The following is a 14681-nucleotide window of genomic DNA, read 5'->3' on the forward strand; positions in this document are numbered from 1 at the left end:
GGGTGTGGGACGTAAAGCGAAGCAGTCCCACACCCCTGCCCCGCAGGACCGTCACCGCACCCAACAAACCACGCCCGCCGCAGGCGCAACGGCGACAAGCCACCACGGCGAGACAGCCAACAACGTGGGGCGAACGCCGGCCGCCAGGCCACGGCGGGAAAGACGACCACGTGGGAAGCCAGCCAAGCGCAGCGTCTAGGCTACGGGCTGTGACCTCGCTGCGCCTCCCCCTCTTCCCCCTCAACTCGGTGCTGTTCCCTGGGCTCGTGCTCCCGTTGAACGTGTTCGAGGCGCGGTACCGGGCCATGATGCGCGATCTGAGTGCGGTGCCCGAGGACGACCGCCGCTTCGCGGTGATCGCGATCCGGGACGGCCGGGAGGTCGCCCCCACCGCACAGGGCATGCCGGACGCCACGGTGCCGGCCGCCCAGGGGCCCGCGGCGGGCTTCGGCGACGACCCGATCCGGGCGTTCCACTCCGTGGGCTGCATCGCGGACGCGGCCACCATCCGGGAGAAGCCCTCCGACGCCGGCTACGAGGTGCTGGCCACCGGCACCACCCGCTTCCGGCTGCTGTCGGTGGACGCCTCCGGCCCCTATCTGACGGCCGAGCTGGAGGAGCTGGAGGAGAGTCAGGGCGAGGGCGCGGGGGCGCTCGCCTCGGGCGTGGTGCGGGCCTTCCGCACGTACCAGAAGCGGCTGGCGTGGGCGAACGAGCGGACCCTGTCGAGCGGACAGGACCTGCCGGCCGAGCCGTCGGTGCTGTCGTACCTCGTCGCCGCGGCCGCCGTACTGGACGTCCCGGCCAAGCAGCGGCTGCTGGAGGCGCCCGACACCACGGCCCGCCTGGGGCAGGAGCTGAAAGTCCTTCGCCAGGAGTCGGCGCTGCTCGGTAAGCTCCCGTCGCTGCCGGCCGTGGACCTGACCCGGCAGCCGACCAGCCCCAACTGACGCGAGGCACAGGGAATTGGCGAAGAAGTCGAAGAAGTCCGTCGGCACCCCCGCGACGGTCGCCCTCACCGCGGCGGGCGTCCCCTTCACGACGCACTCCTACGCGCACGATCCGGCCACCGCCTCCTACGGCGAGGAGGCCGCCGAGGCGCTCGGGGTCTCGCCGGACCAGGTGTTCAAGACGCTGCTGGCGGATGTCGACGGCACCCTGACGGTGGCCGTGGTGCCGGTGTCGGGATCGCTGGACCTCAAGGCGCTGGCGGCCGCGGTGGGCGGCAAGCGGGCCGTGATGGCCGATCCGGCGGCGGCCGAGCGCAGCACCGGCTACGTCCTCGGCGGGATCTCGCCACTGGGGCAGCGCAAGCGGCTGCGCACGGTCGTGGATGCGTCGGCCGAGGGCCGGCCCACGGTGTGTGTCTCGGCGGGGCGGCGCGGGCTGGAGGTCGAGCTGTCGCCCAAGGACCTGGTGGCGCTGACGGACGCGGTGCTCGCGCCGATCGCACGGAGCTGAGGCGACCGGGCGCAGCGCAGAGGGCGGCCCGGTGCGGGCCGCCCCCGAGTGGCGGTGTCAGTGCTCGCGGCCGTCGTGCTGGTTGCTCTGATCGTCGGGGTGCCTCTGGCCCTGGTCGTCGGGGTGGCCCGGGGCTGCGGGCCAGTGCGGTGCCTCCGGCTCCGGATCGCGCGGGCCGAAGAGCCCGGTCAGCGCCAGGTGCGTCAGCATCGCGGCGATCGGCCAGGCCAACAGCACGCCCTTGGCCTGCAACCGCAGCGGGCCCGAGAAGGTCACTCCGGGGCCGACCTGCTTGGCGTGGGCGACCACGTCCGGGGTGGGGCCCAGCCACATGCCGGTCACCCAGCCCACCGCCGCGCCCAGCAGTGCGCCCAGGGTGAGCGCCACGACCAGCGGGATCCCGCCGCGCCGGCGGACGAGGAAGACCACGGCCGCACTGAGCACGCCGAAGCCGAAGGACAGCAGGAAGAAGGTGCCGTCGGCGCCGACCGCCTCCTCGCCCTCGGTGTTCTTGAGGTAGACGTTGCGGGTGTCCGCGATCAGCGGGACGTGCGGCGCGAGCCAGTTCCAGAGCACGCCGAGGAGGACGCCGCTCACCGCGACCCCGAGCGCGATCAGCGCGGCCTCGCGCAGCTCGGGGCCCAGCTCGGGGCCGTCGGGCTCGGCGGTGGCTCCGTGGCACGCGGGCGCGGCCTCGGGGTGCTGCGGCTCTTCGGGCGGTTGCTTGTCGGGTGGCGTCAGCGGTGCGGTCACCCCGTCATCGTGCCAGGTGGGGCTGGTGGGACCGGCAGCAGGACGCCCGTTCGGGGTGGAGGCGTCGGTCATCGGGCCGCCGCCCGGCGGTAGGCCCAGGTCGCGACGGCCAACGAGAGCACGCCGACGGCCGCACAGACGCCCAGGTCGGCGGCGACCGCGACCCAGTCCGGGTGCGGGGCGAAGCTGCGCGCCAGCGCCTCCACGCCGTAGGTCGAGGGCAGCAGATCGCGGGCCCAGCCGACCGCCTCGGGCATCCGCTCGGCCGGCAGTACGCCCAGCAGCAGCGCCGCGGACATGCCCAACTGGCCGCATAGCGTGGCGAGTTCGGGGCGCGGGGCGAGCAGCCCGAGGGCCGCGCCGAGACCGGCCAGGGCGGCTCCGGCGAGCGGGAGCACGGCCGCCAGCACCCAGAGATGGGCCATCGGCAGCTGGAAGAGCACGCAGCCGGCGACCGCGGTGACGATCGTCCCCGGGACGGTGAAGGAGGCGTAGGCGGCGGCCGCGCCGAGCACCACGGCGGCCGGCGGCACCGGCAGCGTCGCGTAGTGGTCGAGTCCGCCGCCGGCCCGGAGCTGGCCGAAGTACTGGGCGAGGAGGTTGAGCGCCACGAAGGCGACGACCAGGACGCTGGAGCCGGAGACCACCGACCGCGCCGGGTCACCGCCGTCGACCACCCCGCGCAGCAGGACCATGATCCCGATGGACTGGAAGGTGGCGACGAAGAGGAGCGGTATCCGTGCGACCCGGGCCCGGGAGAGCTGGGCACGGTAGACGGCACCGAGCGCGGGCGCGAAGCGGGCGCGCGGCGCCAGCGGGGCGCCCCCGTCCTCGGACCACGCCCCGGCGCCGGGGGTCGCCCCGGCCACCGCCTGCGCGGGAACCACACTCACCCTGCCACCCGGCCTTCCTCGCGGTATCCGCAGTACTCGGTACGTCCGCCGTACCCGCCCCCGTTCACGCCTTCACCAATCCCTCGGCCCGACCGCCCAGGGCCAGGTACACGTCCTCCAGGCTCGGTGTCGCCAGGGTGAAGTCGTCGAGGGCCGCGAAGGCGGGGCCCGCGGTGACCGCGGCGACGGCGGAGCGGGCCCGGTCGGCGGGGAGGCGGAGGGTCCAGCGGCGGCCGGAGGTGCGGGCGTCGGCTTCGAGGGCGGCGACCTCGGGGACGTCCAGCGGCGGGCGGTCGCGCCAGACCAGCTCCAGCCGGACCTCGTCGCTCACCATGTCCTTCAGCCCGCCGGGCGTGTCGCAGGCGATGACCCGACCCCGGTCGATCACCGCGACCCGGTCGAGCACGCTCTCGGCCTCCAGCACGTTGTGGGTGACCAGCACCACCGTGGCGCCGCGCTCGGCCCGGCGCCGGTCCACCGCGGCCCAGACGGCGCGCCGGGCGACCGGGTCCATGCCGGTGGTCGGCTCGTCCAGCACCAGCAGCGGTCGCTCGCCGATCAGCGCGGTGGCGAAGCAGGCCAGCCGGCGCTGCCCGCCGGAGAGCTTCTTCAGGGCGCGGCCCGCGATGTCCGCCAGACCCAGCTCGTCGAGCACCGCGTCCCGCTCGGCGCGCGCCTCCCTGGCGCCGAGGCCGCGCAGCCGGCCGGTGGTCTCCACCGCGAGGGTGACGGTCATCTCGTCCAGTGCGGTGGACTCCTGCCCCAGATAGCCGAGCAGCCGGGCCGCCCGCTCGGGGTGGCGGACCAGGTCGTGGCCGAGTACCGCGATGCTGCCGGAGTCCGGGCGCAGCAGTCCGGTCAGCTGGCGGACCAGGGTGGACTTGCCGGCGCCGTTGGGGCCGAGCAGTCCGAAGATCTCGCCGCGGCGCACGTCCAGGGTGATGCCGTCGTTGGCCCGTACGGCGGGCGGCTGTGCCGCACCGCGGCGCCCGCGCATCGCGGGGTACGTCTTGACCAGATCCCGCACGGCGCACACCGGCACGCCGCGCTCCGCCTGTGTTGCGCCCGTCCTCACGAGCTACGAGGGTACGCGTCCCCGGCCCGGGATCGGCACCGGGGGCGAGCCGGTGCGGCGGCCGTCAGTCCCCGGCCGGCGCGTGTTCGGCGGCCGTCCGCAGATCGACCTCGCGCCAGAATCCGGCCCGGATCGCATAGCGGTCGTGCTCGTCGATCTGGTCGTCCTTGTGGGCCAGCAGCCCGAACCGGGCGGCGTAGCGGAGCAGTTCACCGTCGATGCGGTGCGGGATGCGCGGGTACTCCGTGGACAGGTGCGTCAGGTGCGTCGGGTCGGAGAGCCGCTCGGTCCAGCGGCGGGCGAAGACCTGGCCGACCTCGAAGGGATCGCCGCTGACGGCCGTGATGTCCTCCTCGCGGTCCGCCCAGCGCTGCTCGGCACTGGTGAGCTGGGCGAGGGTGGGCAGGGTGGCGGTCTCGGCGGGCTCGCCGACCGGGCCGCCGCGCTCCACCCAGCCCTTGTCGGACGACCAGCGCAGGGTGGCGCCGGCCGCCGGCTGGGCACCGTTGCCGGCGCCCTGCTGGCCGGCCGCACGGTCCCGACCGAGCCCGGCGAGGTCCTTGGGGGTGGGGACGCCCCGGGTGCCGACGGCGCCCGGCTCAGTGCCGGCCGTCCGCTCGCCGGCTCCGACTGCGGGCCGCGCCGTCCCGTTGGAGCCGTTGTGCTCGTGCCCACGGTCGGCGGTGTCCGGGCCGGTACCGGCGGCCGCTGCCGCTGCGGCGGCAGCGGCGACCGCGGACTCGGGCAGGGGGGCGGAGAGGATCGCGGCGATCTCGGGGCGGGGCGCGGGCGGCGAGGCGCAGGGCCCGCCGAGCTCCTTGGCGCGTACCGCGCGGGTGATCCAGGTCCGGTCGAGCACCCGCCGCTCATCGGCCTCGGCGACCAGGTCCTCGGACTGGTTGTAGTCGCCGTCGGCGGCCTGGACGGCCCACAGGTGGACGGCGACGCCGTGCTCCTTCGCCGACATCAGGCCGGGCAGCAGATCGCCGTCACCGGTCACCAGGACGATGTCGGAGCAGGCGCGGTTACGGGCCAGCTCGGTCAGCTCGGCGTGCATGGCGGCGTCCACGCCCTTCTGCGCCCACCGCCCGTCGCTGCGGGTCAGGGCACCCAGTCGGACGGTGACCCGGGGCATCACCCGCAGTCGGCGGTGCTCGGGCTGTGGGACCCGGTCGGGGGCGCCGTCGAACCAGTAGATGCGCAGCAGCGGGCGTTCGGTGTCCGCCTCGGCGCGCTGCCGCAGACCCTGGATGAGGGCGGCGTGATCGACGGTGATCCGGGATCGGACGGGCTCTCCGGCGAGCAGGCTCGCGGCGGCGCCGAGCAAGTACCCGGCGTCCACCAGGACGACGCAACGGTCCACGTTCCACCCTCTTCCCTGAGGTGCTGAAGCCCGGTCGCCCCCCGGCTCGGCCCGTGGCACGAGTTTCCTTCGGCTTTCCTTCGAGTCTGCCCGACCGTACGGGGGTTATCTGCCCGAACTCGATCATCGGCGTGGCGGATTCGGCGGGGATCTTGAGTACAGCGCGTGATCAGCCGAATAACGGAGGGTAATTGCCCGAAATGCACGCTTCTGTCCGGCATGTAAGTCTGGTCGCGGCCCCGATCCCAGATTCCCCCTCAGGAGGCAACGGTCATGGCCAAGAACAAGAACCGCGAGCGCAACCAGAAGTCCGCCAGTCAGGCGGAACGCGGCCAGCAGGATGCCCAGAAGTCGTCAATGGAAGCACAGGCCAAGTCCACCGGAGCCACCCCTGGGGACCTCGCACGCAAGAACCGCGAGCGGCGCTTCGGCCACAACTGACCTACGCCGCAGATGGTTTGAGGGGCGCGTCCACGACGGACGCGCCCCTCGGGCAGCTCGGTACGGCACTACGGCCGTACGGCAATACGGCGGTACGGCACTACGGCACTACGGCGGCGGGCCACCGGCGGGCACCGGTCGGCGGCCGGCCGGGGCTCAGCCGGCCAGGCAGGACGGGCCGAGCAGCACCTTGAGATCGCCGAAGAGCGACGGGTCGGGCGTGACCCGGTGCCGGTCCAGTCGCAGCACCGTGGTCTTGCGCGCCCCTTGAAGCTTGATCCGCACCTCCGTGGAGCCGCGGTGGCTGTTGAGGACCTCGCCGAGCTTCTCGACCATCGGCGGGGTGACCTTCACTGTCGGAATGGTGATCGTCACGGGAGCGTTGGTGCCGGCCTCGGAGAGGTCCGGGACCATCATCTCCATGGCGACCAGGCGCGGGACGTCCTCGCGCTTGTCGAGCCGGCCCTTGACGAACACCACGGTGTCCTCGACGAGTTGGGTGGACACCAGCTGGTAGGTGGCCGGGAAGAACATGCAGTCGATGGAGCCGGCCAGGTCCTCGACGGTGGCGATGGCCCAGGCGTTGCCCTGCTTGGTCATCTTGCGTTGCAGGCCGGAGATGATGCCGCCGATGGTGACGATGGAGCCGTCCGAGTAGTCACCGCCGGTGAGCTGGGCGATGGCGGCGTCCGCCTTGTCGGACAGCACATGCTCCAGGCCGAAGAGCGGGTGGTCGGAGACGTAGAGACCGAGCATCTCCCGCTCCTGGGCCAGGAGGTAGGTCTTGTCCCACTCGATGTCCGAGAACTCGATGTCCAGGCCGAAGCCGGGCCCCTCGTCCGCGCTGTCGTCGCCCATGCCGCCGAAGAGGTCGAACTGCCCCTCGGCCTCCTTGCGCTTGACCTGCACCACGTTGTCGATCATCGGCTCGTAGTGCGCGATCAGGCCCTTGCGGGTGTGGCCCAGCTCGTCGAAGGCGCCGGCCTTGATCAGCGATTCGGTGGTGCGCTTGTTGCAGACCACCGCGTCGACCTTGTCCAGGTAGTCGGGGAACGAGGCGTACTTCCCCTTGGACTTGCGGCAGCGGATGATCGAGTCGACGACGTTCTGACCGACGTTGCGGACCGCGGTGAGGCCGAAGAGGATCACGTCGTCGCCCTGCGCGGCGAAGTTCGCCTCGGACTCGTTGACGCTCGGCGGCAGCACCTTGATGCCCATCCGCCGGCACTCGTTCAGATAGACCGCCGACTTGTCCTTGTCGTCGCGCACGGAGGTCAGCAGCGCGGACATGTACTCGGCCGGGTAGTTGGCCTTGAGGTAGGCGGTCCAGTACGTGACCAGGCCGTAGGCGGAGGAGTGCGCCTTGTTGAAGGCGTAGCCGGCGAAGGGGACCAGGACGTCCCACAGCGCCTGGATCGCCTGGTCGGAGAAGCCCTTCTTCTTCGCGCCCTCCTGGAAGAGCACGAAGTTCTTCGCCAGCTCCTCGGGCTTCTTCTTGCCCATGACGCGACGGAGGATGTCGGCCTCGCCGAGGGAGTACCCGGCGATGATCTGGGCGGCCTTCTGCACCTGCTCCTGATAGACGATCAGGCCGTAGGTGAGGCCCAGGACCTCCTTGAGCGGCTCCTCCAGCTCCGGGTGGATCGGGGTGATCTCCTGGAGGCCGTTCTTGCGCAGCGCGTAGTTGGTGTGCGAGTCCATGCCCATCGGGCCCGGGCGGTACAGGGCCGAGACGGCGGAGATGTCCTCGAAGTTGTCGGGCTTCATCAGCCGCAGCAGCGAGCGCATCGGGCCGCCGTCGAACTGGAAGACGCCGAGCGTGTCACCGCGGCAGAGCATCTCGTACGTCTTGGGGTCGTCCAGCGGGACGGAGAGCAGCTCCAGCTCGACGCCCTTGTTCTTCTTCACCATCTTGACGGCGTCGTCCATGATGGTGAGGTTGCGCAGGCCCAGGAAGTCCATCTTCAGCAGGCCGAGCGACTCGCACTGCGGGTAGTCCCACTGCGTGATGGTGACGTTGTCGGTGTGCCGCACCCAGACCGGGGCGTGGTCGACGATGGGCTCGCTGGACATGATCACGCCGGCCGCGTGCACGCCCATCTGCCGGACCAGGCCCTCGACGCCCTTGGCGGTGTCGATCACCTTCTTCACGTCCGGCTCGTTCTCGTACATCGACCGGATCTCGCCCGCCTCGTTGTAGCGCGGGTGGCTGGGGTTGGTGATGCCGTCGAGGTCGATGCCCTTGCCGAGGACGTCGGCGGGCATGGCCTTGGTGAGGCGGTCGCCCATCGCGTACGGGTAGCCGAGGACGCGGGCGGAGTCCTTGATGGCGTTCTTCGCCTTGATCTTGCCGTACGTGCCGATCATGGCGACCTTGTCGGCGCCGTACTTCTCGGTGACGTAGCGGATCACCTCGACGCGCCGGCGCTCGTCGAAGTCGATGTCGACATCGGGCATGGAGACGCGCTCGGGGTTGAGGAAGCGCTCGAAGATCAGCCCGTGCTCGATCGGGTCGAGGTCGGTGATGCCCATCGCGTAGGCGACGATCGAACCGGCCGCGGAGCCTCGGCCCGGTCCGACCGCGATGCCGTTGTTCTTGGCCCACATGATGAAGTCGGCGACGACGAGGAAGTAGCCGGGGAACCCCATCTGGATGATGACGTCCATCTCGTACTCGGCCTGCTTCTGGCGGTCCTCGGGGACGCCGCCCGGGAAGCGGCGCTTCATGCCGACCCGGACCTCCTCCTGGAACCAGGTGACCTCCGTGAACCCCTCGGGGATCTCGAACTTCGGCATCAGGTCGCGCTTCTCGAACATCCCGGTGACGTCGACCTGCTCGGCGACCAGGTGGGTGTTGTCGCAGCCCTGCTGCCAGGCGTCCGAGGAGTCGATGGCGTACATCTCCTCCGTGGACTTGAGGTAGTAGCCCGTGCCGTCGAAGCGGAAGCGGTCCGGGTCGGAGAGGTTCTTGCCGGTCTGGATGCACAGCAGGGCGTCGTGTGCCGTCGACTCGTGCGCGTAGGTGTAGTGCGAGTCGTTGGTCACCAGCGGCGGGATGCCGAGCTCCTTGCCGATCTTCAGCAGGTCCTCGCGGACCCGGCGCTCGATCTCGATGCCGTGGTCCATCAGCTCCAGGAAGTACCGGCCCTTGCCGAAGATGTCCTGGTAGTCCGAGGCCGCCTGCCGCGCCTCCTCGTACTGGCCCAGGCGCAGGCGGGTCTGGAGCTCGCCCGAGGGGCAGCCGGTCGAGGCGATCAGCCCCTCGGACCACTGGGCGATGGTCTCCTTGTCCATCCGCGGCCACTTCTGGAGCCACCCCTCGGCGTAGGCGTCCGAGGAGAGCCGGAAGAGGTTGTGCAGACCGGTCTTGTTCGCCGCCCAGATCGTCTTGTGGGTGTAACCGCCGGAACCGGAGACGTCATCGCGCTTCTGGTGCGGCTGGCCCCACTGGATCTTGCGCTTGTTGCGCCGCGACTCGGGGGCGACGTACGCCTCGATGCCGATGATCGGCGTCACCCCCGCCTTCTTCGCCGAGTGGAAGAAGTCGTACGCGCCGTGCAGGTTGCCGTGGTCGGACATGGCGATGTGCGTCATGCCCATATCGGTCGCCGCCTTGAACATGTCCGACAGCCGCGCCGCACCGTCCAGCAGCGAGTACTGGGTGTGGACGTGCAGGTGCGTGAACGGCGGCTTGGCCACGGCGGAAGACCTCCGGGAACTCTCGACGGGGGGCACCTCCTGGCGTCGTCGGCCAGGGAGGTGGAACGGTCTCGAAGTCTACGACTCCCCACTGACAGTCGCCCGATCCTCAGGACTGACAGCCGCCCGGCCCTCGGGGGGACCATTACGGGGCACTCACGAGTAGCCTCGGCCGTTGTCCGTGGCAGATCCGCGGCACCGGCCCACGACGCCGGTCCACCACGGCTCTCCGTACCACTTTCCGCACTTCAGGAGGCACCCAGCGATGCCGTCCCAGCACGCCCCGACGCAGGACGCCGCGCAGCGCGGCGAGGAGATCCTCGCCGTCTTCGACACCGCCTTCGGAGAGCTGCTCGCCGCCGACCCCGCGGCATTCCGGGTGAAGTTCCGGAAGATGGCCGCCTCCGCCTTCGCCTTCTACCGGGGCACGGCGTGCCTGTTCTACCGGGACCTGGCGGCGTACGCCGCGCAGGACGGCGGCACCGGCAGCGGGCCCTACCTGGACGAGCGGACCGGCCGGGTGTGGATCCACGGCGATCTGCACGCCGAGAACTTCGGCACGTACATGGACTCCACCGGTCGGCTGATCTTCAACGTCAACGACTTCGACGAGGCCTACGTCGGCCCGTTCACCTGGGACCTCAAGCGGTTCGCCGCCTCGGTCGCGCTGGTCGGCTACGCCAAGGCGCTCAGCGACGAGCAGATCACCGACCTGGTGCGGACCTACGCCGCCGCCTACCGGGAGCGCATCCACGCGCTGGCCTCCGGCACGAAGAGCTCCGTCCGGGAGGAGCTGCCGCCGTTCACCCTGGACAGCGCCGAGGGCCCCCTGTTGGGCGCGCTGCGCGACGCCCGGTCGCTGACCCGCTTCGAGCTGCTGGATTCGATGACCGAGATCCGCGACTTCGAACGGCGGTTCACCGGGGGCGACGGCAGCATCGAGCTGGACGCGGCGACCCGCTACAAGGTGCTCGCCGCCTTCGACGGCTATCTGGAGACGCTGCCGGAGTCGAGCCTGAACCGCCCCGACTCCTACCGGGTCAAGGACGTGGTGGGCCGCCGCGGCATCGGCATCGGGTCGGCCGGCCTGCCGTCGTACAACATCCTCCTGGAGGGCAACAGCGACGCCCTGGAGAACGACGTGGTGATCTACATGAAGCAGGCGCAGACCCCGGCCGTCTCCCGGCACGTCACCGATCCCGCGGTCCGCGGCTACTTCCAGCACGAGGGCCACCGCACGGTGATCTCGCAGCGCGCCCTCCAGGACCACGCCGACCCGTGGCTGGGCTGGACCGAGCTGGACGGCGCGGGTCAGCTGGTCGCCGAGATCTCGCCGTACGCGGTCGACCTGGACTGGTCGGACATCGACGACCCGGAGGAGATCGCCGCGGTCGTCGCCGACCTGGGCCGGGCGACGGCCACCATGCACGCCGCGGCGGACGACGAGAGCGGCCACTCCCTGGTGCCGTTCTCGACCGAGCGGGCCATCGACGCGGCCATCGCGGCCGACGAGGACGGCTTCGCGCCGCTGCTGGTGGACTTCGCGCACTCCTACGGCGCCCGGGCCCGCGCCGACCACCAGATCTTCGTGGACCTCTTCCGCAACGGCCGCATACCGGGCCTGTAAGGGCCGAGGGCACCAGGGGGCGCCCGATGAGTCCGCATGTGCCGCTTTCTTCCGCTTTTCCGGCATTTCCCGGATTTCCCGGATTTCCTGGTTCATGCAGCTTCGGGCCCCCTTAGGCGCCGCTTATCCCCGCCCATGGCACACTCGGCAGCAATGGACATCTCTGCGGCACACCTGCGGGCACTGCGCGCAGCGCTCTTCGCGGCGCTGTGCGTGACGCTGTCCTCGGCGTCCCATGTGCTGCTGTCCCGTATGCCGCTGCCCCTGCCCACCGTCGCCGCGCTCTGCGCAGCCGTCTTCGCGCTCGCCTACGCGCTGGCCGGCCGGGAGCGCGGCTACTGGCGGATCGCGGCGCTGCTGGTCCCCCTGGAACTCGCCGCCGACCTGGTCTTCAGCATCGGCCAGCACGCCTGCTACGGCCGGGCCGGCGGCCCGGTGGCCGGCCCGCTGCGCTCGTTGGGCGTGGACCTGCTCTGCGGCGGCGGCGACGTCGGCACCCCCCTGTCCCGACTCTCCGAGGACACCCTCGCCCCCGCCGCGACGTGGCTGCTGCTGCTCGCGGCGCACGTGGTCGTCGGGCTGCTGGCGGCCGGCTGGCTGCGGCGCGGTGAGGCCGCGCTGGTCCAGCTGCTGGGCGCGGTGGCCGGCTTCGCCTTCCGCCCACTGCTGATCGCGGTCGCGGTCGTCGGAGCCACGACGGCTCCGCGCCGCCCGGCCCCCGCCCCCGTCCGGACCGACCGCCCGGCCCGGGCCCTCCCCCTGCTCGTGCACTGCGTCGTACGCCGTGGACCGCCCTGCGCGCTCGCTGCGTGAGCGCCGGACCATCACCCGGCCCGCAGGGCTCTGCCCCGGCCCGCCGCACCCCGGCCCCCGCAGCGCGTATGCGCGCCCCGCACGGCGCGCGCGCCTCCGACAGCACGCACACCACGTCCCACGGATTCCCACGGAGCAGGAACTGTCATGAGCAACCGCAACAGCCAGGCCAACAAGCAGGCAGCCCGCGACCGGCTGCGCGCCGAGCGTGAGCGGCAGGCGAAGAAGGACCGGGTCCGCCGGCAGCTGATCGTCGGCGGGGCGATCGTCGGCGTCCTCGCGATCGCCGCCGGCATCGGGGTGGCGGTCGCCACCTCGGGCGGCGACTCCGGGGCGCAGCAGGCCGCGGGCGGCAGCAGCGTCTGGGAGAAGGCCGCCAAGGCCGCGCTCGTCAAGCCGGCGAACACCAGCGGCGCCAAGGGCACCACCATCGTCATCGGCAAGGCGGACGCCAAGAACACCGTCAGCTTCTTCGAGGACCCGCGCTGCCCCGGCTGCGCCAACTTCGAGCAGAACGTGGGCGCCACCGTCGAGAAGGACATCAAGGACGGCAAGTACAAGGCGGCCTACCACATGGGCACGTTCCTCGACGCCAACCTCAAGGGCACCGGCTCCAAGAACGCGCTGAGCGCACTGGGCGCCGCCCTCAACGTCAGCTCGGACGCCTTCCTCAAGTACAAGTACGCGCTGTACTCCAAGGAGTACCACCCGGAGGAGACCGGTCCGGACAAGTTCGCCGACGACAGCTACCTGCTCAAGGTCGCCGACACCATCCCGGCGCTCAAGGGCAACGCCGCCTTCCAGAAGGCCGTCACGGCCGGTACCTACGACCGGTGGGCGCTGGAGATGTCCGACGAGTTCAACACGCACAAGGACGTCAGCAGCACCCCGACCGTGAAGGTCAACGACACCGTGATCGGCAACGACACCGCGCAGGGCAAGGCCGCGCCGTCCACCGTGCCCACCTTCAACTCGATGGTCGACCAGCACCTGAAGAAGTGACCCGGACCCGAGCCTGACATACGGCCGGCGCGCGGACCGCGCGCCGGCCGATGCCAAATCTTGACCCGGTCTTTTGCCGTGCCCATGGCAGACTCCGGCCCATGCAGGCGACGGGAGGGCGCCCCGGGGGGCCGGAGGCGGAGCTGAGGGTGGTACGGGCGGTGCTGTGCACCGCGCTGTGCACCACCCTGTCCGCTCGGCGTCCATCTGCTGTGCCACGGCGGGGAGTTGGGCACCCCACTGGCACGCGTGGCCACCCACCCGGGGGCCCCGCTGCCGCCGGCCGTGCCGGCCGCGGCGCCCTGGCTGCTGCCCGCCGCCCACCTCGCGGTGGGCCTGCTGGCCGCGGGGTGGCTGTACCGCGGAGAGGTCGCGCTGGACGCGCTGTTGCGCGCGGCCGCGGCCGCCACCTTCCGCCCGTTGCGGACCGCTGCCGCGGTGGCCGACGCCGCGCTCACCCCGTCCCGCCGGCGGATCCGCCTGCTGGATCCGCTGCCGCCGGCCCGCCCCCTCCCCTTCCTCGTGCACTGCCTGCTGCGCCGCGGACCGCCGCCTCCTGCCACTGCCTGACCAGTTCGTACGAGCCAACAGACCCCTGAGGAACCCCCCATGAGCAACCGCAACAGCCAGGCCGGCAAGACGGCCGCCCGCGAGCGCATCCGCGCCGAGCGCGAACGGCAGCAGAAGAAGGAACGGCTGCGCCGCCAACTCGTCGTGGCGGGCGCGGTCGTCGGCGTCCTCGCCGTGGCCGGCGGCATCGGCTACGCCGTGATGAAGGCGAACGAACCGACCGGCTGGGAGGCCGCCAAGGAGGCCAAGCAGATCGCCCCCGCGCACACCCAGGGCAAGAACCACACCGAGATCCTGATAGGCGACCCGAAGGCCAAGGAGACCATGGAGGTCTTCGAGGACGTCCGCTGCCCGGCCTGTGCGGCCTTCGAGCAGAGCAGCGGCCAGGCGCTGCTCAAGGACATCGAGGACGGCCGCTACCGGGTCCGCTTCACGATGTACACCTTCATCGACGGGATGTCGGGCGGCGAGGGCTCGAAGAACGCGCTGAGCGCGCTCGGTGCGGCGCTGAACATCAGCCCGGAGGCGTTCTTGAAGTACAAGTCGGCGCTGTACTCCACGAAGTACCACCCCGACGAGCGCGAGGACCTCTACGCCAAGGACTCCGAGCTGCTCAAGGTCGCCGCCGACGTGCCGGAGCTGAAGGGCAACAAGGCGTTCGAGAAGGCGGTCAAGGAGGGCACCTACGACCGCTGGGCGATGGACATGACGGCGCTGTTCGGCCGCAAGGGCGTCAAGGGCACCCCGACGTTCATGCACGGCGACAAGAAGCTGGTGATGGACCAGATCCCGCAGCGCCAGATGACGCCGGCCCAGTACAACCAGCTCGCCCTGAACAACTTCAAGAAGATGATCGACAAGGAGTTCGGTCCGGCGAAGGGCGCCGGCGCCGGGAAGGACTCCGGCAAGGGCGGAGGAAAGGGTATCCGCGAGGGCGAAAAGGACCCCTCGGGCACTCGCTGAGCGGCGAATCGGCAACGGGCG

At 71.3% G+C, this 14681-nt stretch carries 13 protein-coding genes; 8 read left to right on the forward strand and 5 right to left on the reverse strand.

Annotated elements, in window-relative coordinates:
* Positions 1 to 209: 209 nt before the first annotated feature.
* The gene (locus AB0C96_RS33440) at positions 210 to 950 is read left to right on the forward strand and encodes an LON peptidase substrate-binding domain-containing protein (RefSeq protein WP_362922721.1); all 741 of its coding nucleotides are present in this window, start codon (positions 210 to 212) and stop codon (positions 948 to 950) included.
* A gap of 16 nt (positions 951 to 966) precedes the next feature.
* Positions 967 to 1461: a Cys-tRNA(Pro) deacylase gene (ybaK, locus tag AB0C96_RS33445; protein WP_362922723.1), complete on the forward strand. Its 495-nt coding sequence runs from the start codon at positions 967 to 969 to the stop codon at positions 1459 to 1461.
* A 57-nt stretch (positions 1462 to 1518) separates the two neighbouring features.
* On the opposite strand, the gene AB0C96_RS33450 is transcribed toward ybaK, so the two are convergent.
* From AB0C96_RS33450 to AB0C96_RS33465, 4 genes are all read right to left on the reverse strand, one after another.
* On the reverse strand, positions 1519 to 2214 hold the full coding sequence (locus AB0C96_RS33450) for an ABC transporter permease (protein ID WP_362922724.1): 696 nt from the start codon (positions 2212 to 2214) through the stop codon (positions 1519 to 1521).
* 68 nt (positions 2215 to 2282) lie between these two features.
* Complete coding sequence (locus tag AB0C96_RS33455) at positions 2283 to 3083, reverse strand: ABC transporter permease (protein ID WP_362922814.1); 801 nt, start codon at positions 3081 to 3083, stop codon at positions 2283 to 2285.
* A gap of 88 nt (positions 3084 to 3171) precedes the next feature.
* Positions 3172 to 4104: an ABC transporter ATP-binding protein gene (locus tag AB0C96_RS33460; RefSeq protein ID WP_362922816.1), complete on the reverse strand. Its 933-nt coding sequence runs from the start codon at positions 4102 to 4104 to the stop codon at positions 3172 to 3174.
* Between the two features lie 142 nt (positions 4105 to 4246).
* A complete protein-coding gene (locus AB0C96_RS33465; protein WP_362922726.1) occupies positions 4247 to 5545 on the reverse strand; it encodes an NYN domain-containing protein in 1299 nt (432 codons plus the stop codon).
* 273 nt (positions 5546 to 5818) lie between these two features.
* Between AB0C96_RS33465 and AB0C96_RS33470 the strand changes: the two genes are divergently transcribed.
* On the forward strand, positions 5819 to 5986 hold the full coding sequence (locus AB0C96_RS33470; protein ID WP_362922728.1) for a hypothetical protein: 168 nt from the start codon (positions 5819 to 5821) through the stop codon (positions 5984 to 5986).
* 156 nt (positions 5987 to 6142) lie between these two features.
* Here the strand turns inward: AB0C96_RS33470 and dnaE are convergent, their stop codons facing one another.
* Complete coding sequence (dnaE, locus tag AB0C96_RS33475) at positions 6143 to 9685, reverse strand: DNA polymerase III subunit alpha (protein ID WP_362922729.1); 3543 nt, start codon at positions 9683 to 9685, stop codon at positions 6143 to 6145.
* 265 nt (positions 9686 to 9950) lie between these two features.
* On the opposite strand from dnaE, the gene AB0C96_RS33480 reads away from it, so the two are divergent.
* From AB0C96_RS33480 to AB0C96_RS33500, 5 genes are all read left to right on the forward strand, one after another.
* Complete coding sequence (locus tag AB0C96_RS33480; protein WP_362922731.1) at positions 9951 to 11312, forward strand: DUF2252 domain-containing protein; 1362 nt, start codon at positions 9951 to 9953, stop codon at positions 11310 to 11312.
* Positions 11313 to 11465: 153 nt separating this feature from the next.
* A complete protein-coding gene (locus AB0C96_RS33485) occupies positions 11466 to 12125 on the forward strand; it encodes a hypothetical protein (protein WP_362922732.1) in 660 nt (219 codons plus the stop codon).
* A gap of 147 nt (positions 12126 to 12272) precedes the next feature.
* Positions 12273 to 13127, forward strand: coding sequence for a thioredoxin domain-containing protein (locus AB0C96_RS33490; protein ID WP_362922733.1), 855 nt, complete (start codon positions 12273 to 12275; stop codon positions 13125 to 13127).
* A 249-nt stretch (positions 13128 to 13376) separates the two neighbouring features.
* A complete protein-coding gene (locus tag AB0C96_RS33495; protein ID WP_362922734.1) occupies positions 13377 to 13697 on the forward strand; it encodes a hypothetical protein in 321 nt (106 codons plus the stop codon).
* A 39-nt stretch (positions 13698 to 13736) separates the two neighbouring features.
* Positions 13737 to 14660 carry a thioredoxin domain-containing protein gene (locus tag AB0C96_RS33500; protein ID WP_362922735.1) on the forward strand — a complete coding sequence of 308 codons (924 nt, stop codon included), beginning with the start codon at positions 13737 to 13739 and terminating at the stop codon, positions 14658 to 14660.
* The last annotated feature ends 21 nt before the right edge of the window (positions 14661 to 14681 follow it).

The organism is Streptomyces sp. NPDC048506, from assembly GCF_040651315.1.
GTDB lineage: Bacteria > Actinomycetota > Actinomycetes > Streptomycetales > Streptomycetaceae > Streptomyces.

Excerpts from the sequence above, each read along its gene's own strand:
- AB0C96_RS33485 (WP_362922732.1), top strand. The coding sequence starts at position 11,466 with ATGGACATCTCTGCGGCACACCTGCGGGCACTGCGCGCAGCGCTCTTC.
- AB0C96_RS33460 (WP_362922816.1), bottom strand. The coding sequence starts at position 4,104 with ATGCGCGGGCGCCGCGGTGCGGCACAGCCGCCCGCCGTACGGGCCAAC.
- AB0C96_RS33490 (WP_362922733.1), top strand. The coding sequence starts at position 12,273 with ATGAGCAACCGCAACAGCCAGGCCAACAAGCAGGCAGCCCGCGACCGG.
- AB0C96_RS33500 (WP_362922735.1), top strand. The coding sequence starts at position 13,737 with ATGAGCAACCGCAACAGCCAGGCCGGCAAGACGGCCGCCCGCGAGCGC.
- AB0C96_RS33480 (WP_362922731.1), top strand. The coding sequence starts at position 9,951 with ATGCCGTCCCAGCACGCCCCGACGCAGGACGCCGCGCAGCGCGGCGAG.
- AB0C96_RS33470 (WP_362922728.1), top strand. The coding sequence starts at position 5,819 with ATGGCCAAGAACAAGAACCGCGAGCGCAACCAGAAGTCCGCCAGTCAG.